This is a genomic window from Archangium lansingense (assembly GCF_026626635.1).
GTDB lineage: Bacteria > Myxococcota > Myxococcia > Myxococcales > Myxococcaceae > Archangium > Archangium lansingense.
On record NZ_JAPNKA010000001.1, the window covers coordinates 13,120,942 to 13,142,767 of the forward strand.

At 66.9% G+C, this 21,826-nt stretch carries 22 protein-coding genes; 13 read left to right on the forward strand and 9 right to left on the reverse strand.

Annotated elements, in window-relative coordinates:
* Positions 1-80: 80 nt before the first annotated feature.
* Genes OV287_RS52900 through OV287_RS52910 form a run of 3 tightly spaced genes read left to right on the forward strand, consistent with a single transcriptional unit; the run spans position 81 to position 2,579 of the window.
* On the forward strand, positions 81-779 hold the full coding sequence (locus OV287_RS52900; protein ID WP_267541708.1) for a lysophospholipid acyltransferase family protein: 699 nt from the start codon (positions 81-83) through the stop codon (positions 777-779).
* Entirely contained in the window at positions 772-1,635 is an 864-nt protein-coding gene (locus OV287_RS52905) for an alpha/beta fold hydrolase (protein WP_267541709.1), read from the forward strand. Before OV287_RS52900 ends, OV287_RS52905 begins: the two co-directional genes overlap by 8 nt.
* Before the next feature lie 8 nt (positions 1,636-1,643).
* Positions 1,644-2,579, forward strand: coding sequence for a proline dehydrogenase family protein (locus tag OV287_RS52910; RefSeq protein ID WP_267541710.1), 936 nt, complete (start codon positions 1,644-1,646; stop codon positions 2,577-2,579).
* Between the two features lie 3 nt (positions 2,580-2,582).
* Here OV287_RS52910 and OV287_RS52915 read toward each other — a convergent pair whose 3' ends face one another.
* The 4 genes from OV287_RS52915 to gor all read right to left on the reverse strand — a co-directional run bounded on the left by OV287_RS52915 (position 2,583) and on the right by gor (position 5,993).
* The gene (locus OV287_RS52915) at positions 2,583-3,044 is read right to left on the reverse strand and encodes a hypothetical protein (protein ID WP_267541711.1); all 462 of its coding nucleotides are present in this window, start codon (positions 3,042-3,044) and stop codon (positions 2,583-2,585) included.
* The gene (locus tag OV287_RS52920; RefSeq protein ID WP_267541712.1) at positions 3,045-3,356 is read right to left on the reverse strand and encodes a PadR family transcriptional regulator; all 312 of its coding nucleotides are present in this window, start codon (positions 3,354-3,356) and stop codon (positions 3,045-3,047) included. It abuts the gene before it with no gap.
* 75 nt (positions 3,357-3,431) lie between these two features.
* On the reverse strand, positions 3,432-3,626 hold the full coding sequence (locus OV287_RS52925) for a hypothetical protein (protein WP_267541713.1): 195 nt from the start codon (positions 3,624-3,626) through the stop codon (positions 3,432-3,434).
* 960 nt (positions 3,627-4,586) lie between these two features.
* A complete protein-coding gene (gor, locus tag OV287_RS52930) occupies positions 4,587-5,993 on the reverse strand; it encodes a glutathione-disulfide reductase (RefSeq protein ID WP_267541714.1) in 1,407 nt (468 codons plus the stop codon).
* A 403-nt stretch (positions 5,994-6,396) separates the two neighbouring features.
* Between gor and OV287_RS52935 the strand changes: the two genes are divergently transcribed.
* The 3 genes from OV287_RS52935 (at position 6,397) to OV287_RS52945 (ending at position 8,201) form a co-directional block, all read left to right on the forward strand.
* Positions 6,397-6,732 carry an SPW repeat protein gene (locus OV287_RS52935; protein WP_267541715.1) on the forward strand — a complete coding sequence of 112 codons (336 nt, stop codon included), beginning with the start codon at positions 6,397-6,399 and terminating at the stop codon, positions 6,730-6,732.
* A gap of 96 nt (positions 6,733-6,828) precedes the next feature.
* A complete protein-coding gene (locus OV287_RS52940; RefSeq protein ID WP_267541716.1) occupies positions 6,829-7,464 on the forward strand; it encodes a hypothetical protein in 636 nt (211 codons plus the stop codon).
* 107 nt (positions 7,465-7,571) lie between these two features.
* Positions 7,572-8,201 (forward strand): YigZ family protein, encoded by a 630-nt coding sequence (locus tag OV287_RS52945; protein WP_267541717.1) that lies wholly within the window; start codon positions 7,572-7,574, stop codon positions 8,199-8,201.
* Between the two features lie 6 nt (positions 8,202-8,207).
* Here OV287_RS52945 and OV287_RS52950 read toward each other — a convergent pair whose 3' ends face one another.
* Positions 8,208-9,098 carry a LysR substrate-binding domain-containing protein gene (locus OV287_RS52950; protein ID WP_267541718.1) on the reverse strand — a complete coding sequence of 297 codons (891 nt, stop codon included), beginning with the start codon at positions 9,096-9,098 and terminating at the stop codon, positions 8,208-8,210.
* 129 nt (positions 9,099-9,227) lie between these two features.
* Here OV287_RS52950 and OV287_RS52955 point away from each other — a divergent pair, with 129 nt between their 5' ends.
* Complete coding sequence (locus tag OV287_RS52955) at positions 9,228-10,346, forward strand: S-(hydroxymethyl)glutathione dehydrogenase/class III alcohol dehydrogenase (RefSeq protein WP_267542593.1); 1,119 nt, start codon at positions 9,228-9,230, stop codon at positions 10,344-10,346.
* Between the two features lie 13 nt (positions 10,347-10,359).
* Positions 10,360-11,211, forward strand: coding sequence for an S-formylglutathione hydrolase (fghA, locus tag OV287_RS52960; protein ID WP_308809812.1), 852 nt, complete (start codon positions 10,360-10,362; stop codon positions 11,209-11,211).
* Between the two features lie 130 nt (positions 11,212-11,341).
* On the opposite strand, the gene OV287_RS52965 is transcribed toward fghA, so the two are convergent.
* On the reverse strand, positions 11,342-11,797 hold the full coding sequence (locus OV287_RS52965; protein WP_267541719.1) for a DUF4265 domain-containing protein: 456 nt from the start codon (positions 11,795-11,797) through the stop codon (positions 11,342-11,344).
* A 53-nt stretch (positions 11,798-11,850) separates the two neighbouring features.
* The gene (locus OV287_RS52970) at positions 11,851-16,017 is read right to left on the reverse strand and encodes an SIR2 family protein (protein WP_267541720.1); all 4,167 of its coding nucleotides are present in this window, start codon (positions 16,015-16,017) and stop codon (positions 11,851-11,853) included.
* 205 nt (positions 16,018-16,222) lie between these two features.
* On the opposite strand from OV287_RS52970, the gene OV287_RS52975 reads away from it, so the two are divergent.
* Both OV287_RS52975 and OV287_RS52980 read left to right on the forward strand, forming a co-directional pair.
* A complete protein-coding gene (locus OV287_RS52975; protein ID WP_267541721.1) occupies positions 16,223-16,681 on the forward strand; it encodes a hypothetical protein in 459 nt (152 codons plus the stop codon).
* Positions 16,682-16,695: 14 nt separating this feature from the next.
* Complete coding sequence (locus tag OV287_RS52980) at positions 16,696-17,064, forward strand: hypothetical protein (protein WP_267541722.1); 369 nt, start codon at positions 16,696-16,698, stop codon at positions 17,062-17,064.
* A 16-nt stretch (positions 17,065-17,080) separates the two neighbouring features.
* Here the strand turns inward: OV287_RS52980 and OV287_RS52985 are convergent, their stop codons facing one another.
* Both OV287_RS52985 and OV287_RS52990 read right to left on the reverse strand, forming a co-directional pair.
* Positions 17,081-17,665 (reverse strand): Uma2 family endonuclease, encoded by a 585-nt coding sequence (locus tag OV287_RS52985; protein ID WP_267541723.1) that lies wholly within the window; start codon positions 17,663-17,665, stop codon positions 17,081-17,083.
* 84 nt (positions 17,666-17,749) lie between these two features.
* Positions 17,750-18,733: an SDR family NAD(P)-dependent oxidoreductase gene (locus OV287_RS52990; RefSeq protein ID WP_267541724.1), complete on the reverse strand. Its 984-nt coding sequence runs from the start codon at positions 18,731-18,733 to the stop codon at positions 17,750-17,752.
* Positions 18,734-18,956: 223 nt separating this feature from the next.
* Here OV287_RS52990 and OV287_RS52995 point away from each other — a divergent pair, with 223 nt between their 5' ends.
* From OV287_RS52995 to OV287_RS53005, 3 genes are all read left to right on the forward strand, one after another.
* The gene (locus OV287_RS52995; RefSeq protein ID WP_267541725.1) at positions 18,957-20,390 is read left to right on the forward strand and encodes a phytoene desaturase family protein; all 1,434 of its coding nucleotides are present in this window, start codon (positions 18,957-18,959) and stop codon (positions 20,388-20,390) included.
* Positions 20,391-20,651: 261 nt separating this feature from the next.
* Positions 20,652-21,143 carry a hypothetical protein gene (locus OV287_RS53000; protein ID WP_267541726.1) on the forward strand — a complete coding sequence of 164 codons (492 nt, stop codon included), beginning with the start codon at positions 20,652-20,654 and terminating at the stop codon, positions 21,141-21,143.
* Positions 21,144-21,274: 131 nt separating this feature from the next.
* Positions 21,275-21,799, forward strand: a complete 525-nt coding sequence (locus OV287_RS53005; protein ID WP_267541727.1) for a hypothetical protein — start codon at positions 21,275-21,277, stop codon at positions 21,797-21,799.
* Positions 21,800-21,826 lie beyond the last annotated feature (27 nt).

A 21,826-nucleotide genomic window follows, 5' to 3' on the forward strand; every position in this document is an offset into this window, starting at 1 on the left:
CAGGCAGGCGCGCGGAGGGAGTCTGTCATCGGGTTGGGGCATCGCCATTTTCTGACCCCGTGGATGCCGCCCAGAACCCCTTGCGCCGCGCGGTCTTCCGGTTCGCCGAGACCGGCGCGGCCCTCTCTGCCCGCTATCACCGAGCCCGCCTGCTGGGCGCCGAGCACCTGCCTGCCCGAGGCCCGGTGCTGCTCGTAGGCAATCACGGCCTCTGGGGTTACGAGACGCCTGCCTTCTTCCATTTGATACATCGCGCTACAGGCCGCTACCCATTGGGGCTGGCCGAGCGAGGCTTCTTCAAGATACCCCTGGTGAGAACCGTGCTGCCCTGGTTGGGCGGTGTCGAGGGCACCCGAGAGAACGCATTGTCCATGTTGAAGCAAGGACACCTCGTCGTCTGCTATCCGGGCGGCGCCTGGGAGACATTCAAGAAACCCCAGCACCATTACACGCTGCGCTGGGAGGGGACGCTCGGCTTCGTGCGGTTGGCCGCCCAGTCAGGCGTCCCCATCGTGCCCTTCGCTGGCTTTGGCGTGGATGACATCTTTCTTTGCTCAACGAATGAACGCTGGTGTGTCCCGCTCGCACCTGGAGAGAAATACCGAGTGCCCTTGGGGATGGGTTTGGGTCCACTGCCCTTGCCCGTGAAGATGACCTTCGTCATCGGCCCCTCGCTGGCCCCCCCCCCCGTGGATGCACCCGAGTCCCGGCTGAAACACTTTCGCGACCGGATTGCCACGCGCGTGCACCACCTCCTCATCCGAGCCTGCCATGCATGAAGCCACCCATCCCCCCGCCCCGCCGCGACTCGTCCCCGAGCCGGAAGACATCCAACGGGGCTATGAATTGGCGTGTGAGCAGCGACTGGTGCGTGGCCACCCCATCCGGCTCTTCACCTTTCCCGGCAGCAACCTCAACGCCTCGCGGACCGTGCTGTGCCTGCCAGGACTGGGAGCGTCCGGCCGTTCGTTCGCCCCCATGCGTCCCTTGGCCACCGAGCGGCGGCTCCTGCTGTGGACCCCGACGCAACAGACGCCCCTGACGCACACGCCGCTGCAGTGGAACCTCGCCGCGCTGGAGCACCCGGACGCGAGTCTTCCCGAGCGCTTCTCCCTGGTGGGCTCGTCCTTCGGCAGCCTCATCTCCCTTGCCTACGCGCTGGCCCACCCCGAGCGCATCAAGGCGCTGGTGCTGGTGTCGCCGGTGGCCAGCGTGCATCGGGTGCGACGCTGGGCCTTGGCCCTGTCCACGCTGGTGCGCATGCCCAAACCCTTCGCCTACCTCTTCGCGCCCACGGCGGCCCGGGTGCTGGGGGGAATCCACCTGCCTCCCGAGGGCCGGGCCGAAATCGTCCGCGAGGCGCGCCGGCTGTCCCCCTTGGAGCTGCTGCGGCGGCTGCGGGACATCCTCGCCGCGGACTACCTGGATGACCTCGAGCGCCTGCGCGTGCCCACCCTCGTCGTCCACGGCGCCAGGGATTTGCTGGTGCCGCTCTCGTATGCCCGAGACGTGGCCGCGCGCATCCCCGGCTCGTGCCTGGAGGTCATCCGCGGGGCCAGCCACCTGCCGTACATGAGCCACACCGAGGCCTTCAACGCTCTCGTCGGCGACTTCCTCGCCCGACACGACCCGTAAAGGAACCCATGGACCAGGCCACGCAGTTGTCCCGCTCCGCCCTGATGTTCCTCTCGCGCCGCGAGGGATTGAAGGACGTTGCCACCGGCGTCCCCGCCTTGCGGCGCATCGCCCGCCGCTTCATCGCCGGCGAGACGCTGGAGGAGGCCGTGGCCGCGGTGAAGGGGCTCAACGCGCGAGGACTGACGGTCTCCTTCGACCACCTCAACGAGGCGGTGTGCAATCCGGACGAGACGCTCGACGAGGTGCACGAGTACCAGCGGCTGCTGGCGCGCATCGACCAGGTGGGGGTGCGCGGCAACGTGTCGCTGAAGCTCACGCAATGCGGGCTGCTCTTCGACCGGGAGCTGGCGCTGCGCAATGCACGCGAGGTGGTGGCCGACGCGAAGCGACGCGGCTCCTTCGTGCGCGTGGACATGGAGCAAGGCGAGGTCACCCAGGCCACGCTGGACGTGGTGCGCGCGCTGCACCAGGAGTTCGGCGAGCCACACGTGGGCGCGGTGCTGCAGAGCTACCTGTACCGCACCGAGGCCGATGCCCGCGCCTTGTGCGCCGAGCGCATCCGCATTCGCCTGTGCAAGGGCGCCTACCTGGAAGGACCCGACATCGCCTTCCAGGAGAAGAAGGACGTGGATGAGAACTACCTCCGCGTCATGCGCATCCTCCTCGACAGCGGGCTGTACCACGGCATCGCCACGCACGATGAGCGGATGATTGAGGAGACGCTGGCGTATGCCCGGAAGAAGGGACTGCCTCGCGGCGCCTTCGAGTTCCAGATGCTCTATGGCATCCGCAGGGACTTGCAGGAGCGGCTGGTGGACGAGGGCCACCCGGTGCGCATCTACGTGCCCTATGGCAAGCACTGGTACCCGTACTTCATGCGCCGGCTCGCCGAGCGCCCCGCCAACGTCTGGTTCGTGATGAAGAACCTGCTGAAGGGCTAGCGCCTACCGCTCCGCTCGCTGCGTCCGGGTGAGCCGGATGGCGGCATCCTGCACCGTATGGACGAGCGCCCAGAAGGCGGACACCCCCGCCTGGGCATAGAGCATCCACGCAGGAATCCCGACACCGGCCAGCGTATGGATGCGCTCCAGGGCGTCACCCAGCTCCTCGTTGGCGACACGCGCGGGCACCCACCGGCACACCAGACCGAGGAAGCCCTCCACCCGCCGCACCACCTGATGCACCGGGGCCACCGGAGAGACCCAGATGATGGAGTCCTCCTCGTCGCCCTGCTCAGCTGCCTGGGCCTCGGGCGGGGGCAGCGGCTCGCGCTCCTTCCGGGTGAGGTCCGCGGCCAGCACGGGACGGTGCGAGTTGGTGAGCCCGTCCTCGACGTCGCCCTCCATCCCGAACGCACTCAATAGCGGGAACTGCTGCCGGGGATCATTCGGGTGCTGGATGTCCATTTAGAATGCCTCCGCCGTTTGCAGCAGGTTGAGCAACGCCGTGCGCTGCTCCCTGGCCACCTTCCGACCCTCACCCGTCAACTCGTAGTAACGCCTCGGACGTCCGCCTCTTTCAGGCAGGGGCTCTCCCTCGAAGCTGCGCAGCAACCCCTCCCGCTCGAGCGCCTTGAGCGCCGGATACACAGACCCCTCGTTCAGCAGAATCTTCCCGTTCGTCCTCTCCCGGACCCTCTCGATGATCTCCAGCCCGAAGCCCCGCTCCCCTATCAGCGACATCAGGATGGCGGTCCGGGCGGAAATCGGAGTGTCCATGGAGGCGGAGACTAACCAGGAATCCCTGGATTGCAACCTGAAGGATTGAGGTTGCTTACCCGTGCTCGAAAACGGTCAGACGGGCAGGGACACGACGGAGGGACGCTGCGCGAGCTCCCGCCGGGAGCCCTTGCGCCCCACGGGCTTCCAACGCGCCGGGAGGAGCTTCTCGGTGAAGACCGAGCGGCGAGACAGCGAGAGGCCATCCTCACAGCTCTCGTCCAGCTGCGCGCCTTCCACCAGGAAGTAGTTCGGTATGAGCTCGAGCATTTCCCCCCCGTCCTGAAACACGGAATCCTCCCTTGCCACAGTATCCTCAATTTTTGAGGATTGCAATATTCCCCCCTTGCTGTCCTTGGTCATCATCATCTCCCCCCTCTCTGACATGGCCTCGCGAGCACAGCTCCCGTCGGGCGGGCGGCTTCACGGCGCGCCCTCTACGGGAGAGACGAAGGCCTACCGATTTCCTGGCGATGGCGCGGCCAGGGACGCCTGAAGTCCAGACAACCTGACGCGGAGAGCCGTTCCCCCCGCGAGCCTTGCCGCTGCCCGCGGATGGAGGTACGCGAGGGCAACGTCCATGCGCCGTGCCCTGTCCATGCTGCTCGCGCTCGCCCTCGTCCTGCTATTGGGCGCAACGGAGGCGCATGCGGCCTGGGAGGCGTCCTGCGAGGACTGCCCCGAGAGCACCACGACGTGCCCCGACTCGTGCCTGGCTTGTCCTTGTGGCCGCATGGTGTCCCCCCTGCCCGCGCAAGCACCCACGCTCCCGCCAGTCCCGCTGCAACGGGAGCCCGCCGGATGGGCAGAGCCCCTGCCTCCGCTCGCCCGGTTACACGCTCGTGACGTATTCCAGCCTCCCCGAGGCTGAATTTCAACTTCCCCTTTGTTCTTTTATTCCTGGATTCGGGTCCATGGAGCTCCAACCGTTCCCGGATTCCGTCCGACCCATTGAGTTCCGCCAGGGCCCGCCCCTCGCGGAGGAGAAGTCCATGCGCTTGATGAGGACCCGGTGCCACCCCGAGCTCGTCCCCTGCTTCCAGGCCGCCAAGGACTGGTGCGGCGAGCACGGCGTCCCCGAGTCCGTCAGACGCAGCTGTCCCTCGTGGAGAACCGCTTCGGCTACCAGCGTGGGAACCGCTTCGCCGCTGGTGTCTCCGCCGAGGGCCCTGTGGCCGGCGCCCTGTGCTTCTTTGTGAGCGGTGATCTCCACGGAATTGAGCACGGGGCTCAGGATTGCCGGGCGTTGTGACCGAGATCCTGCGCCGCGTCCGCCACCGGGTCCGGCCTCTTGTCCCTCATCGTCACGAACTCCTCGGCCGCCGTCGGGTGGATGCCCACCGTCGCGTCGAGCTGCTTCTTCGTCACCCCACACTTCAGCGCCACCGCCAGGCCCTGGATGATCTCCGGCGCGTCCGCCCCCACCATGTGGAAGCCCAGCACCCGCCCACTGTCGCGCTCGACGATCACCTTCATCATCGTCCGCTCGTCCCGCCCACTCAGCGTGTGCTTCATCGGCCGGAAGTTCGATACGTAGACGTCCACCTCTCCGTGACGCTCGCGCGCCTCGAGCTCCGTACACCCCACCGTCCCCACCGGCGGCTGGCTGAACACCGCCGACGCCACCCCCGTGTGGTCCATCTTCGTGGGGTTGTCATGGAAGAGCGTCTCCGCCAAGGCGCGCCCCTCCGCGATTGCCACCGGCGTGAGGTTGATGCGGTCCGTCACGTCCCCCACCGCGTAGATGCTCTCCACGCTGGTGCGCGACCACTCGTCCACCTCCACCGCTCCCCGTGCGTCCAGCCGCACTCCGACTTCCTCCAGCCCCAGCCTCTTTGTCTGTGGCACTCGCCCCGTCGCGTACAGCACCGCATCCACCTCGAGCGTGTCCCCCATCCTCGTCAGCAGGCTCAGTGTCCCATCTGCCCGCTTCTCGATGTCACGAACGAAGGTCTCGGGCCGGATGTCGATGCCCTTCTTGCGCATCTCCTGTGTGAGCATCGCGCGGATGTCGTCGTCGAAGCCGCGCAGCACCGTGTCGCCCCGGATGAGCATCATCACCTTCGCACCCAGTGCGTTGAAGATGCCCGCGAACTCCACCCCGATGTAGCCCCCACCCACGATGGCGATGCGCCTCGGCAACTCCTGCAGGTTCAGCGCCCCATCCGAGGTGATGGCATGCTCGATGCCCGTCACCTCGGGGAGGAAGGGATACGAGCCCGTCGCCACCAGGATGCGCTCCGCCGTGTAGCGCTGGCCCCCCACCTCCACGGTGTGCCCGTCCACCACCCGGCCTCGGCCCTCGATGAGCTGTACTCCTGAGTCCCTCAGCAGGCGCCGGTACACCCCGTCGAGCCGCTCCAGCTCCTTGTCCTTCGCCACCTGGAGCTTCTTCCAGTCGAAGCCGGGCTCGGACAGCGACCAGCCGTAGCCCGCCGCGTCCTCGAAGTCCGCGTGGAAGTGGGCACCGTAGACGAGCAACTTCTTGGGTACGCAGCCTCGGTGCACACAGGTGCCACCGATGCGGTTGTCCTCGCAGATGGCCACGCGAGCCCCGTACGAGCCCGCCCGGCGGCTCGACGCCACTCCGCCTGAGCCCGCACCAATGGTGAACATGTCGAAGTCGTACTGGGGCATGGGTGTCTCCAATTTCCCCTCGCCCTTCGGGAGAGGGACGGGGTGCGGGTAGCCGTCACCGTCTTCCTACCCGTGAAGGAGGGCAGAGTGGTCCCGATATGCTCCCGCGTGAATCGGATGACACGGTGCGAACTCGGGCTTCCGGCGAGAAGCGAACAACAGGCAACGAGAACAGCCTCGGAGCAGAGCCTCACCCCGGCCCTCTCCCAGAGGGAATGGGAGCATCCCCGTGTCCTACCTTTCCCTGGGTGTCACTCGGAAGGCGACCGAGAGAGCGGGCGGGCAGGCGGACGGGCTCGTGAGTGGATGCTCGCTACCAGAGAGAGAACACCCCGTTGCACCCAGACGCCCTGTCTCCCCACCTTGAACCCCTGAACGGTGCAAGCGTCCGGAGGAGCGGCGAATGTGGGCTCGCTGGTTGAACGTCATCCTGGGCTTCTGGCTGGTGTCGGCGCCTTTCGTGCTCGATTACCGGCTCCAGGAACCTCAGCTGAATGACCTGTGCGTGGGTCTGGGCACCATGCTGCTGGCCCTCGCGGCCATCGCGGTCCCCAAGCTGCGCTACGCCAACACCCCGCTCGGCATGTGGCTCATCGTCTCGCCCTTCGTCCTGGGTTACAGCAGCTACCGCGCCGCTACCTTCAATGACGTCATCGTGGGCCTGCTCATCACCGTGCTGTCGCTCGTCTGGGACCACCGGGTGTGGACTCCTCACCGGAGGCCCGTCACCGAGGCCTGACGCATCGTCCGTTGCCCGACGGCTGTACGACGCACGCCGGCCACCCGGCAGCGCGCCGGTGTAGTGCGGGGAGTCTCGCTACGAAGGAGCGCCCCCATGCCGCCAGCCCTGAAGACCAGCCTCATCGCGAGCACCCTCGCCCTGACCGCGTGCATCACAATCGGCAAGGAGAAGACGTCCGCCCCCTCGTCGGTCTGTGCCTCCGAGACCGTCGAGCTCATGAAGAAGCTGGGCGTGGAGCCAGGCCAGCAGGGTGTCATGCACCTATCCGCCGAGCAGCCCGGGGGCACCAACGACTACGGCGTCTATCGTCAGGGCCAGGTGACGAGCCGCTTGGAGAGCACCCTAGGCAGCCTGCCCGTGGGCACGCTCATCGAGGGCATGCTCTGGATGAACATCGGCAAGGTCCAGGCCCGCTACACCCAGGCAAACACGCCGGATGGGCAGAGCTACCCCGTGTGTCTGGTGCTCGGCTCCTCGGCCCCGGGCGGCATCTACGCCGAGGCTGGCACCACCGATGGCGCCATCACCCTGCCAAGAGTGTCCCCTTCACCGTCGTCGGGAAGTTCGAGTGAGGGGCTTGCCCGGCGGCCAGTAGGGCTGAATGAGCTCATCGAAGCGGGGCCCTTCCACCTGGAGATCGGCCACATCTACGCGATGGAGGAGGCTGCCAAGGCGCAGAAGGAAGTGCTCCAGCACCACCTGGGCAAGCTGGCCCTGCGGATTCACTGAGCCCGTCAGGGGCAGGGCGCCGGTCGAGCCCGTGGGATATGCGTTCCACGGGTGCTCGACACGTGAGTTGGAACAAGCTCCCCGCCTGTGCCAGGTAGACTGGCTCCATGCCGAAGAACGCGCGTTACCCCATTCCGGCACGGCTCCACCGAGTGGAGCAGGAGATTCAGCGCAGCCGCTTCATCACCACGGTGGCCCCAGCACCAACGGTGGAGGAGGCCAAGGCGTTCATCGCCCGCGTCCGCGAGGAGTTCCCCGATGCCAACCACAACTGCTGGGCGTATGTGGTGGGCCCTCCCGGTTCCACGGGCATGGCGGGAATGAGCGATGACGGCGAGCCCCACGGGACCGCGGGCCGGCCGATGCTGACCGCGCTGCTCCACGGCACCGTGGGAGACGTGGCCGTCGTCGTCACCCGCTACTTCGGCGGAACGCTCCTGGGCAAGGGCGGGCTCGTGCGGGCCTACACCAGCTGCGTCCTGCAAGGCCTCGAGCAGCTCCCCACCACCGAGCGCGTGAGCAAGGCCCGCCTCTCCGTTGAAATCGAGTACGCGAGCGTCGACGGCTTCCGCCGGATGCTCCCGGCCCACGAGGCGGAAGTCGTCTCCGAGGAGTACGCCGCCACCGTGAGCTACCAGCTCCTGCTTCCCGTTACCCACCTGGAGTCCTTCCAGAAGGCACTGCTCGACCTGACCAACGGGCAGGCCCTGCTGGAAGTGCTCGACCCCGGGGAGTGACGGACCTCAGGTCCGATACTCGGGCAGCAGGGGCAGCTCGCGCTTCAGGTGCTCCACCAGCAGGCGCACCTTCGGAGAGAGGTGACGCTTCTGCGGGTAGAGCGCCCAGACCGCCGTATTCGGTGGCTGGTTGGCCTCCAAGAGCGAGATGAGCCGGCCCGTGCGCAGATGCTCGCGCACGTAGTAGTCCGGGAGCTGGCACAGCCCGAAGCCTCGCAGCGCCGCATCCAGCACCGCCGCGCCACTGTTGCACCGCCACGGCCCCCGAGCCCGAAAGAGGTGCTCGCGGCCCTCGTCCTGGAACACCCAGACATCCGAGGTCCCAATCAGACACGGGTGGCGCTCCAGCTCCGACAGGCTGTGCGGCGTGCCGTAGCGCTCCAGGTACTCCGGCGCGGCGCACAGGTACATCGCCCGTGGCGCCAGCCGTGTTCCCACCAGCGTGGACTCCGTCAGCCGTCCCAGGCGGATGGCCAGGTCGAAGCCCTCCTTCACCAGGTCCACCGTGTCGTTGGTGAGCTGGATGTCCACCCGCAGCCCCGGATGCCTCGCCATGAAGGCATTCACCAGCGGCACGATGAAGCGCTCGCCGTACGTCACCGCCGACGTCATCCGCAGCAGCCCCTTGGGCGTGCCCTGCAGGTCACTCACCGCGAGGAAGGCCTCGTCGCGCTCCTCCGCCAACCGCTGGCAGTGGGCCAGGAAGGTGTGCCCCGCCTCCGTCAGCGAGACCCGCCGCGTGGTGCGATAGAAGAGCCGCGCCTGGAGCCTGTCCTCCAGCCGGCTGATCTGCCGGCTCACGTGCGAGGAGGACACCCCCAGCCGCTCGGCCGCCCGAGAGAAGCTCCCCGTCTCCGCCACGCCGACGAACTCGTCGATTCCTTCCCACCGGTTCATGATGGGCCCATCTGCCACGGGATTATCCCCAGGGAGCAACAATCTTTTCCCGGGCCGGTGAAGATCCTTCCGCGCGCATGGACTAGCTAGCGCGGGACTTCACCCACCGCAGAGGAGAACCCCACCATGATCAAGTCTCGCGCCGCCATCGCCTGGGCCGCCAACCGCCCGCTCGAAATCGAGGAGATCGACGTCGCTCCGCCCAAGGCGGGCGAGGTGCTCCTGCGCATGGTCGCCACCGGCGTCTGCCACACCGACGCCTATACGCTCTCGGGCAAGGACCCCGAGGGCCTCTTCCCCGTCATCCTCGGGCACGAGGGCGGCGCCATCGTCGAGGAGGTGGGCGCGGGCGTCACCTCGGTGAAGCCGGGCGACCACGTCATCCCGCTCTACACACCCGAGTGCGGACAGTGCAAATTCTGCCGCTCCGGCAAGACGAACCTCTGCCAGGCCATCCGCGCCACGCAGGGCAAGGGGCTGATGCCGGATGGCACCTCGCGCTTCTCCAAGAAGGGCCAGCCCATCCTCCACTACATGGGCACCTCCACCTTCTCCGAGTACACCGTGCTGCCGGAGATCGCCGTGGCGAAGATTCCCAAGGAGGCGCCGCTGGAGAAGGTGTGCCTGCTCGGCTGCGGCGTGACGACGGGCATGGGCGCGGTGCTCAACACCGCCAAGGTGAAGCCGGGCAGCACGGTGGCAGTGTTCGGCCTGGGCGGCATCGGCCTGTCCGTCATCATCGGCGCCGTCATGGCCAAGGCCGAGCGCATCATCGCCATCGACATCAACCCGGCGAAGTTCGAGGTGGCGAAGCAGCTCGGCGCCACCGAGTGCATCAACCCGAAGGACTACGACAGGCCCATCCAGGAGGTCATCGTCGGGCTGACGGACGGCGGCGTGGACTACTCCTTCGAGTGCATCGGCAGCGTGCAGGTGATGCGCTCGGCGCTCGAGTGCTGCCACAAGGGTTGGGGCGAGAGCATCATCATCGGCGTGGCCGGCGCAGGCGAGGAGATCGCCACGCGACCCTTCCAGCTCGTCACGGGGCGAGTGTGGCGCGGCTCGGCGTTCGGCGGCGTGCGCGGGCGCAGCGAGCTCCCCGGCTACGTGGACCGCTACCTGCGCGGCGAGTTCGAGCTGGACACCTTCATCACCCACACGATGGGGCTGGAGCAGGTGAACAAGGCGTTCGACCTCATGCACGAGGGCAAGAGCATCCGCTCGGTGCTCCTGTTCAACAACCGCTGAGCCGGAGGCGACGATGAGCGACGCACTGACCCTCCTCAGCAGTAACAAGAGCTTCGGTGGCTGGCTCAAGCGCTACCGGCACCGGTCCACCACGCTGGGCTGCGACATGGTGTTCGCCATCTACCTGCCGCCGAAGACGGCGCGCGGGGAGCAGGTGCCAGCGCTCTACTGGCTCTCCGGGCTGAGCTGCACGGACGAGAACTTCTCGCAGAAGGGCGGGGCACAGAAGCTGGCGGCCGAGCTGGGGATTGCCCTGGTGATGCCGGATACCAGCCCTCGCGGCAAGGAGGTGCCGGGAGACCCCGAGGGAGCCTGGGACTTCGGCCATGGAGCGGGCTTCTACGTCAACGCCACGCGGGAGCCCTGGTCTCGCCACTACCGGATGCACGACTACGTGGTGCATGAGCTACCCGCGCTGGTGGAGAAGACCTTCCCCGTCAACGGGAAGCGGGGCATCAGCGGACACTCGATGGGCGGGCATGGAGCGCTGGTGTGCGCACTGCGCAATCCGGGGCGATACCTGTCGGTCTCGGCCTTCGCGCCCATCAGCAACCCGATGAACTGCCCCTGGGGCGAGAAGGCCTTCAGCCGTTACCTTGGGACCGACCGAAACGCCTGGCGGGAGTGGGATGCGTGCGCGCTGCTCGCCGGGGCCACGGAGAAGCTGCCGCTGCTCGTGGACCAGGGTGACGCTGATCAGTTCCTCGCCGAGCAGCTCCACCCCGAGACCCTGGAGCGCGCCGCCGTCGCGGCCGGGCACCCGCTGACCCTGCGCAGGCAGCCCGGCTACGACCACGGCTACTACTTCGTCGCCAGCTTCATCGACGACCACCTGCGCCACCACGCGCAGGCGCTGCTCGGCTGAAGCGGAGGGACTTCGCGGCGTCTTCGCCGGGCGGACCGCATGCGCCCGGCGAAGTAGTTCCCAGGAGGGCGTGTGGACTTCGCCGGACGATGAAGTCGAACCGCTCGATCGCGGCCTTGAGCCCGCAGCATCAGGTCGAGGCGAGACAGGCCTCTTCGTAGCCCCATCGCGCCTGGGCCTCGCCTTCGTCCAGGGTCTTCCTCAACACGGCCAGGGAAACAGTGGGAGGGACGTCCACGGAGATCAGCCCCGGGATGTGGCTTCGCTCGATGGAACAACCCAGTTCCTCGAGGAGCGCCCTGACGGAAGGAATGTCCTTCTCCTCGTAGATGATGAGGCGAAGGGTGCTGTGACCCGAGGGGCGCACGACCTCCCGGAAACGAAGCTCCTGCTGCTCAGCCGTAGCGGAAACGATGTCCCCATACGCAATGCCCACGGCGAAGAAGGGGACATTGTCGATCTGGAACAGCCCCTCTCCCACGGGGAGCGCCCACAGGCCCTCATAGTCCACAGGAGGGTAGTCGTCCTCATCCGTCTCCAGCTTGATGACGACCTTCACCCGGTCATCCACTCTGGAGGAGGTCACGGCGCGTCCTCCTTGCTCCTTTCCATGGCCATGTCCTCATCAGTGGTGATGCATCAACTGGCGGCGCGCTGGAGTTCCTCAAGGATGGCCGGAAGTTGAGCGTGGTCGCTGTAGGGAATGACCCGGACGTTGTACTCGCGCTCGTAGCGGTCGCGGTCGTTGTCGCTCGGATCCTTCAGGAGCGCGTAGTGGCGGCGGGCCGCGGACTTGAATGCATCCGCGTTCCACTTCAGCACCAGGTCCAGGTCCAGCGGGTCATTCATCCCATAGCCAATGAACAGGAACGTGTACCCCTGGAGCAGGTGGCCAAGGACTGCCCGGTAGGACGGGTTGGAGCGGACCTCGTGGTACTCGCGCTCGGTCATGACCACGGTGTCATGACGCTCCGCCGTCCCATGGACCTTGAGCAGGACCTGGCGTCCAGACTCCAGGTCGTTGAGCGCGAGGTCTGATTCCTTCCATGTATAGGGTTGCCTGTGTTGCGTCTCCTGGAGACGCTCGAGGAGCCCGTCATAGTTGGTGGTCAGGATGGCGCGCACACCGAGCCGCGCCACGGCCTGATGCGCTGAACCCGGGGCCGCATCCGAGGGACGGAAGATGTCGTTAAGGGCCTTCTGGTAGTCGCGATCGAGGGCGGCACGCAGGGAGCCGAGGTCCGCGAGCATGACCTCGAGGCGCATGCGGCCGGTGAACAGGCCACGCCGGGCCTGAATGACCGGCTCGTCGAGCGAGCCCAGGCGCTCACAGGCATCGAGCAACCTGTGGGGAAGCTGCAACCACGTGGGGAAGTTGCCCTTGACGTCGCGGCCGAGCGAGAGACCGGAGCCAATGAACAAGGCGAGCGAGTGTGCGCGGTAAGCATCAAGAACGGGCTTCGGGAAAGGAACGCTCATGGTGGGTCCAGGCGCAGGCGTATTCGTGTGAGACGGGCTCGTGCTGTGAACACTAGGCTCCATTTCAAGAATCCAGACGTTTCCGAGTACGTCCCCCGCGCAGATAACCGCATCCGTTGAAGCAACACAAAGAAAGGCACCAGCACCGTAGAGCGTGTGCAGACATCGTCCCGATTCGATGTCCCACACCTTCACCGTCTTGTCAGCAGATGCCGACACCACGCGCATCCCATCTAGCGTCACTGCACACCCCCTCACCCCTCCACCATGGCCCTTCAAGGTAGCCAGCTCGCGCCCCGTCCCCAACTCCCACACCTTCAGGGTCCAATCGTCGGATGCCGATACCACGCGACTTCCGTCCGGAGTCACCGCGCAGCTCCTCACCAGCGCTTCGTGGCCTTTCAGTGTGACCAGCTCTCGTCCAGTCTCTACCTCCCACACCTTCAACGTCTCATCGTCGGACGCTGACACCACGTGTCTCCCGTCTGGAGTTACTACACAACCACTCACCCAGCTCTGGTGTCCCTTCAGGATGACCAGATTCCGTCCAATCCCCACGTCCCACACCTTCAGCGTCTTATCGTCAGATGCCGATACCATTCGGCGGCCGTCCGGGGTCACCGCACAACTCCGGACCCGCGCCCTGTGGCCTACTCGCGAGAACAGTTCCCGTCCCGTCGCCGCATCCCAAACCTTTAGCGTCCCATCGTCGGATGCCGACACCACGCGCCGCCCATCTGGCGTTACTGCGCAGCCCCACACTTTGTCCTTGTGGCCCTTCAGGGTGGACAGTTCCCGTCCCGTCGCTGCATCCCAAACCTTCAGCGTCCCATCGTCGGATGCCGACACCACGCGCCGTCCATCCGGCATCATCGCGCAGCTCCTTACCCTATCCCCATGGCCCAGCAGGGAGCCCAGATCCATCCCCGTATCCACTCCCCACACCCGCAAGGTCCTGTCCCAGGACGCCGACACCACACGCAGTCCGTCGGGCGTCATCGCGCATCCACTCACCAATCCCCCGTGGCCTCTCAGCACAGCCAACTCCCGCCCTGTCTCCAGTTCCCACACCTTCAGTGATCTATCGAAGGAGACCGACACCACGCGCCGCCCATCCGGCATGACGACGCATCCCCACACGCCTTCCTCATGGCCCTTCAGGGAGACCAGTTCCCTCCCCGTCCTCAACTCCCACACCTTCAGTGTCTTATCGGCAGAAGCTGACACCACGCACCGCCCATCCGGCGTCACCGAACATCCCTTTACTGCACGCCCATGGCCTTGGAAGGTGGCCAGTGCCCTCCCTGTCTCCACCTCCCACACTTTCAACGTCCTATCGTCAGACGCCGATATCACGCACTGTCCATCTGGCGTCACCGTGCAACACCTTACCGCGCGCCTATGGCCCTCTAGGGTGAACAGTTCGGTTCCCGTCGCCACGTCCCACATCTTCAACATTGAATCGACAGAAGCCGACACCAAGCGCCTTCCGTCCGGTGTGACTGCACAAGCAGTCACCGAGGCCCCGTGACCGACCAAGGTGGCCAGTTCTCGCCCCGTCTCCAATTCCCACACCTTCAGCGTTCCATCTTCGGACGCAGATACCACGCGACGCCCATCCGGCATCACCGCACAGCCAGTCACCACACCATCGTGGCCCTCCAGCGTGACCAACTCCCGCCCCGTCTCCAACTCCCACACCTTCAACGTCTTATCGGCAGATGCCGACACTACGCATCGCCCGTCCGGCGTCACCGCACAGCTATTAACAGGAGCGCCATGACCCTCCAGCGTTCGTTCATTCCCCTCTGCTTTCACGGGATGACGTAAGCGGAGCGCGGGCAGCAACCCATCTGGAAAGCACAGTGTCTTTTCAATCCGCGTTTCAGTCCACCCGGAGGAGCGCAGCTGATTGTAGACAAGCAGGGACAGGGACTCTGGCTCTGTCCTCAAGCGATGCGACTCTGCCTGGACAGCACGGTGAAGGGCTCTCGGAAGCTCCCGCAGGTTCTCGGGGCCCTCCACCGCCGCATTCATCAAAGCATCCTCAAGCGAGAGGACTCCGGCCACCCGGCACTTCTCCTCAAGGTAACCCAAGTTCATGTAGAGCCCGCGCGCCTGCTCCCACTTGCCTGCCTTCAGCCAGTGCGTCACGCCATGACGCAAGGCATAGCTCCAGCGAAAGCCACGCTCGGACGTCTCCACTGGCCACCGGCACAACTGCTCCGCCAATCGCCGGTGCTCTCCCCGCTCCCGCTCGTGGCCGAGCTTCGACAGGATGAAGCTGCGGAAGGACTCATGGAAGGGACGCCAAGCCTTCTCGCGCCCCTCGTACGCCGTTTCCTCTAGGAGGAACGAGCGCGCCACGCGCAGGAATCGCTCGCCGTCCGAGTCCTTCCAGTGGGCCACCGCCGCCAACACCGACAACGGCAGGGCCTCACGAGCCACGGCCACCACCCACAGCCCCTCGCGAGCTACCTCGCGAAGCTGCTCTGGCAACTGCTGGATTCGCCCCCAGCTCTCATCCAGTAGCGCTTCCAGTCCTCGCGGCAGAAGTTCGGCCCGCCGCTTCTCCACGGGCTGCTCGTGCAGCCACTCCGCCAACTTCACCGTGTAGAGCACGTTGCCTTCGGCCCGCTGCACGACCTCTCTCACGAAGGCCGGAGTCAGTGGTGGCACGAACCAGGGTGCCACGTGCTCCCAATACTGGTGCACCACGTTCTTGTTCGAGCCCGCCCACCGCTCGCCATCCAGGTCGAGGGTGCGAACGGCCTCCAATCCTTCCAACCAGCTCAGGTACGGGTACGTGGGCCGCGAGGCACACAGCACCTTCACTCCGGGTGGCAATACGTGCGGCAGGAAGCGCTTCAGTGGATTGGAGCCGTCCGAGTCCCCCTCGACCTCGTCGAGACCATCCACCACCAGCACCAACCGGTCATTTCGTGGCTTCAGCTCCTTGTCCGAAACCCGCTGCAACAACTCCCGCAGACGCGATTCAGGCCGGGCATCCGGCTCGGCCAGCGCGGGGTACAGCCGCTCCACCTGCGCCGCCAGGTTGCGCTTGATCACCTCGGGCCGGTCCCAGTCCTCCACGCCACGCCGCAAGAAGTGGTGCGGCGGCACCGGCAACCCCGCGTCCTCACGCCGCTTCAGCCACTCGGCCAGCAGCGCGCTCTTGCCCATCCCCGGCCCACCCTTGACCAGCACCCACCCGCGCGATGGACCGCCCAGCACGAGCGCATCCAGCTCGGCCATCACGTCCTCTCGCCCGAGCAGTTCCTCGTGGCGCCCCCGCTCCGACTGGAAGTCGATGATGTCGCTTGCCATGCCCGCCCGGCATGGTACCAGAGCGCCCCCTCAACTTCGTGGGATGCCCTCGATGATGCCCCTCCGCGTCAGGGCAGGTGCCTACACGCTCCTGCCCCTCATGCTCCTGGCGTGCAGCAGCCCTCGCCCTGTCCCCTTCGAGCGTTTCCAGCCTCCTCAGGACCGGCTCCTGGTCATTCGCGATACCGCGGATGAGGCCCAGGCGGTGACCTGGCAGACCGCATCGGAACTCGACCGGGCGCTGCTCGATCAAGCGCTCGTCCGGGCACGGGAGTCAGGGCCCGTGGTTCTCACCGCTCGCCGTCCCAGGGACTGCGACCAGGAGCAAATCGAGTGCTTCCGGCGCTGCTGGAAGAGGAAGCCTCCGTCTCCCATCGAGCGCGGTAGCCCGAGCCATTATTCGCACTGCCAGAATACGTGCCGTGAAGCGTATGAGGATTGCCTCAAGCTGAAAGAGCTTCACGCCCTGGAGTTCACGGCAATGAATGAAGCCATTGACTGGCTGAAGCGCCATCGCCAGGAACTACTGGTGGGAACCATCGTCACAGCGGCTGGGGTCACCTTCGTCGTCATCTCCGTCAGTGCCGGGGCCTTGGTCCTTGCCCCGCTGGTGCTCATGACTCAATCGGCAGGCGCGCCAGAAGGCGCCGTGTGTGGGGAATGAATATGAGTTCCAAGATGGAAGACCTCCTGAACTCCCTCGAAGCGCTGGCCGGACAACACGCCAGCGAGCCTGAAGCCGTGGCCACCATCGAAACCGCTGCCAAGGCGATCCACTTCCTTCAGCACGTCGGCCGATTGAAGGACTTCTGGGAGTACGCCAGGGTCTTCAACACTGAAGCAGCATGGCCGAAGCCCCTGCGCTCCTTCGGCACCCGGGACGAGGCACTGGCCTGGCTGCGAGCCCAAGCGACCGTCCCCTACGAAACGGTCATCGCGGTGGCAGGCGCTCTCCACAACGTCACACGCATGCGCGACGGTGAGTGGATCTTCATCCGCATTCCTTCCCGCGAGGAGTTGGACGCAATGGAGGACACGGAGGAGTGAGCATCCCTTCAAGGCATCAGGGCCCGGGCGCTGGCGTGGGCCCGGGAGCCCAGAGCCGCCCCAGGTCCAGCGGCTCGGCGTCGAACGGCTCGGCACGGACCACCGCCTCTCCTCCGTAGCGGGCCAGCCGCCAGCCTCGCGCTCCTCGCCGGTAGACCTCCAGCGTGTGCGCCTGCGGATCCATCAGCCATGCGTGGCTCACGCCCTCCTGATGGTAGAGCCACAGCTTGCGCCCCCGGTCCAATGCAGCCGTGGAGGGGGAGAGCACCTCGCACACCCAATCCGGCGCCAGGTCGAAGAAGGGGTCATTCCGCTCAATCAACCCCGGTGCCCGTTCGTAGCGCCAGCCCGCCAGGTCCGGCACCAGCACCTGCCGGCCAAAGTGCAGTTCCGGCTCGTCCACGAACCACCAGCCTCCCGGCCCTCGTCTCCCTACGCCGAAGCGAACCCCCAGCTCCACTCCGAGCTCCGAAGCCACCCACGCGTGCCATTTCGCCGGCCGGGGCAGGGCCCACAGCTCGTCGTCGATGATCTCCCCCACCCACCCCGGCGGTAACGCCTCGATGTCCTCGTAGGTGGCTGGACGCTTTCCCCTGCCCATTTACAACTCCTCCCGCAGGCCTTCCCGCCTGACTGCTCACATCCTACAGGAAGGTCTGACGGGAGAGGTAGTGTCCGCCTCCTCTCAGCGTGCCGCGCGAGCCAGCCCCGCCACGCCCAGCACCACGCCGCCTGCCAGCATGACGAGGCCCGCCGTCGCCGACAGGCGCTTCCACAGCGGCGTCGGGGGCACGGGTCCATACGGGCCCACGCCCTGCACCATCGGCCGGAAGAGGTTGCCCTCGGGCCGGTCGATGGGCTCGTCCCGCATCTGCATCCGCGCCCCGAACCGACCCATCAGCGCCTTGCCCAACTTCGGCAGGAGCGTGTTCACCCACAAGAGCAGCCGGCCGCCGAGGAACACCGGCACCACCGTCCGCCCCGGCCACCGCGCGCACCGCACCACCGCTCGCGCCGCCACGTCCGGGTCATATGTCGGGGGCACCGGCTTGGGCGCCAGGCCAAACATCGTCGGCGCATGGGCAAACATGTTCGTCGCCACCGAGGGCACCATCACGTTGGACACCTGGATGCCCGTGCCCACCAGTTCCATCTCCAGACACTTCGCCCAGCCGAGCGTCGCGTGCTTGCTCGCGCTGTACGCCGCCAGCAGCGGCGCCGAGCTCCTGGACAGCATCGACTGCACGTTGAGGATGTGCCCGCTGCCTCGCTCCTTGAAGTGTGGCAGCACCGCCCGCGCGAAGCGCATGAAGCCAAACACGTTGACGTCGAAGGTGCGCGTGAGGTGCTCCCACGGCAGCTCGCTGAAGAGGCCGTAGGACTGCACCCCCGCGTCGTTCACCAGCAGGTCCACTCGGCCGTAGTGCGTCAGGCACTCGCGCACCACCTGCTCCACGTCCTCCTGCACCGTCACGTCTCCGGGCACCGAGATGCACTCCACGCCCTTCTCTTGCAGCTCGTGGCGCAGCTTCTCCAGCGCCTCCACCCGGCGCGCGGTGATGCACAGCTTCACCCCCGCCTCGCCCAGCCGCACCGCCGTCTGCCACCCCACCCCGCTCGACGCCCCCGTCACGATGGCGACCTTGCCCCTCAGGTCCTGGCGAGCCATGTCCTCTCCCCTGTCTCTCCGGCCCCTCGGCGGGCCTCGCTCGAGCAGCACTCCCACTGGGAGGATGGGAATTCTCGCCCCCTTCGCGCAGCCAAGCCCCCCTCGTCTCCCGCCTGCCCGCCCGGGTGCCTTGGTGCCGGACGACCTCTTACGTCCACTGGTGAACGCAATCCGGTGTCATTTTCCTCGCAGTCCCATCAGGTCGGGTGAAGCTGCACAACCTATGAGCTCGACGCTCGATGCCATCGTGGTGGGCGCGGGCCCTAATGGGCTCGCCGCCGCCATCTCCCTGGCACGCGCGGGCCGCTCGGTGCGGGTCTTCGAGGCAGGCCCCACTCCCGGCGGTGGCGCGCGCTCGGCCGAGCTCACCCTCCCCGGCTTCGTCCACGACGTCTGCTCCGCCATCCACCCGCTCGCCGCCGCCTCACCCTTCTTCCGCCAGCTCCCGCTCGATGCCCATGGTCTCGAGTGGGTTCACCCCGAGGCCCCCCTCGCCCACCCGCTGGAGAATGGCACCGCCGCCGTCCTCGAGCGCTCCCTCGAGGCCACAGCCCAGGGGCTCGGCCCCGACGCCGAGCGGTACGTGAAGTGGATGCGCCCCATGGTGCGTGCCTTCGACGACGTCATGGCGCAAATGGCCGACCCGCTGCGCATCCCCCGCCGGCCCCTGCGCCTCGCCCGCTTCGGCCTGCGCGCCCTGCGGCCCGCGCACTCGCTCGCCTCGCACGCCTTTCAGGGGCCTTTGGCGCGAGCCCTCTTCGCTGGCTCCGCCGCGCACTCCTTCTCCGCGCTGGAGAAGCCCTTCACCTCTGCCTTTGGGATTCTCCTGCTCGCCTCCGGCCACGCCGTGGGCTGGCCCTTCCCTCGCGGTGGCACGCAGAAGCTCGTGGACTCGCTCGTCAGCTACCTGCGTGCGCTCGGCGGCGACGTGGTGACGAGCCACCGCGTGCACAACGTGGATGAGCTGCCCCGCTCGCGCGCCGTGCTGCTCGACGTGACACCCAAGCAGTTGCTGAAGCTGGCCGGCCATCGGCTGCCTCCGTCCTACGTGGAGAAGCTCCAGCGCTTCCGCTACGGGCCCGGCGTCTTCAAGGTGGACTGGGCCCTCTCCGGCCCCATTCCGTGGCGCGCGAGCGCGTGTGCCCGCGCCGGCACCGTGCACCTCGGAGGCACGCTGGAGGAGATTTCAGCCAGCGAAGCCGCCGTCTCGCGCGGGGAGATTCCCGAGCGGCCCTATGTACTGCTCGCCCAGCACACGCTCTTCGACGACAGCCGCGCCCCCGCCGGCCAGCACACCGGCTGGGCCTACTGCCACGTGCCCAACGGCTCCACCGAGGACATGACGGAGCGCATCGAGGCCCAGGTGGAGCGCGCCGCCCCCGGCTTCCGCGAGCGCATCCTCGCCCGGCACACGCGCTCGCCCGCGCAATACGAGGTCTACAACGCCAACTTCATCGGCGGGGACATCTCCGGCGGCTCGCTGGAGGGCCTGCAACTATTCGCGCGTCCCATGGCGCGACTCGTCCCATACGCCACGCCGGATCCACGCCTCTACCTGTGCTCGGCCTCCACGCCTCCGGGGCCTGGCGTGCACGGACTCTGCGGATTCCTAGCTGCCCGGGCACTGCTCGCCAGCGAGGTCTGGCGCAAAGGCTGACGGGCCTCGCCCTCAGGTGGCCGGGCGCGTGGAGCCCGACATCGTCGGCGCCCGCTTCAACATGTAGAGCGCGGCACCACGTCCGCCGGGCCGAACTGGAATCCCTTCCCCGTCAGCCGCGCCGCCACGAGGGCCCCGAGAACCCGGGCCGTTCCACCGCGGGGCGCCGGGCCTTCCCAGGTTTTTTCTCTTTTTTTGGGATGACCGGGAATTCGGGCCCTCTTCCTTGATGGAGACCCATGACTTCAGAAGGGAAGAACAATGCGCAACACGATGAGGACCCTCGCCACGCTGGCGTCCCTGGCGCTCATCCCCACTGCCCTGGCTGGCAACGGCGTCATGGCGCCGCACCCCGGCACCGTGACGGCCACCACGTACAACACGGACGGCTCGTTCCATGGCGCGGTGGACATCTCCAGCGGCCGCTGCGGCTACTGGGGCGTCCAGACCGCGTTCGTCGGCTCTCTCTTCTGGAACGTGACCATCAACAGCACCGCGACCAACTGCGCAGCCCCCACCGGGAACGTGGCGGTGCACAACTTCGCGGACGGCAGGTCCTACCGCATCGTCGACTTCCTCAAGACCCCCGCCTCGGTCGACAAGACGTGTGACCGCTGCACGATCGGCGACGAGGGCCTCCGCACCCACGTCCAGTACAACAAGAACGGCACCAAGGACACCTCCTGGTACTCGGGCGTCACCACCAAGGGTGAGGCCATCTCCGCCGGAGAGATGATCGGCGTCATCAACTAGCGCGCCGCCCGGCTCCCCCGCAGATGGACCTCCAGGAGTGGGGCCTGCTCCTGGGGAAGCAGCAGCGTTGCAGCAGGCTCCAGGACGTTTCCCCCACGCGAGCCGGACACCTGGCTCGAGAGGCATTCCCCATGCGTAACACGATGAAGATGACCCTGGCGGCGCTGGCTTCCCTGGCGCTCGTCCCCGCGGCGGTGACCGCGCACACCGTCAAGGCGCCCTTCCCGGGCACCATCACCGCCACCACCTACTACCCGAGCGGCGGGTACCACGGTGCCATCGACGTCTCCAGCGGCCGCTGCAACTACTGGGGCGCCGAGACGGCCGTGGTGGGCTCCGTCCACTGGAACGTGACCATCAACACCACCGGCGTCGTCTGCAACGGCAACGGCTACGAGAACGCCAACATGGCGGTGCACACCTGGGCGGACGGCTGGAAGTTCCACCAGAAGCACTTCATCAAGACCAGCGACTCGTATGACCGCACGTGCGACCGCTGCCAGGTGGGCAACGAGGGCGGCACCGGCCAGGCCACCGGCCCCCACGCCCACCTCATGCAGGAGAAGAGCGGCACCAAGGACACCTCCTGGTACTCGGGCTACACCGTCCAGGGCGAGGCCGTGGACCGCTCCGAGACCCTCGGCGTCCTCGACTGAGCCGCCGCCGCTGAACCGCGCCCCGCG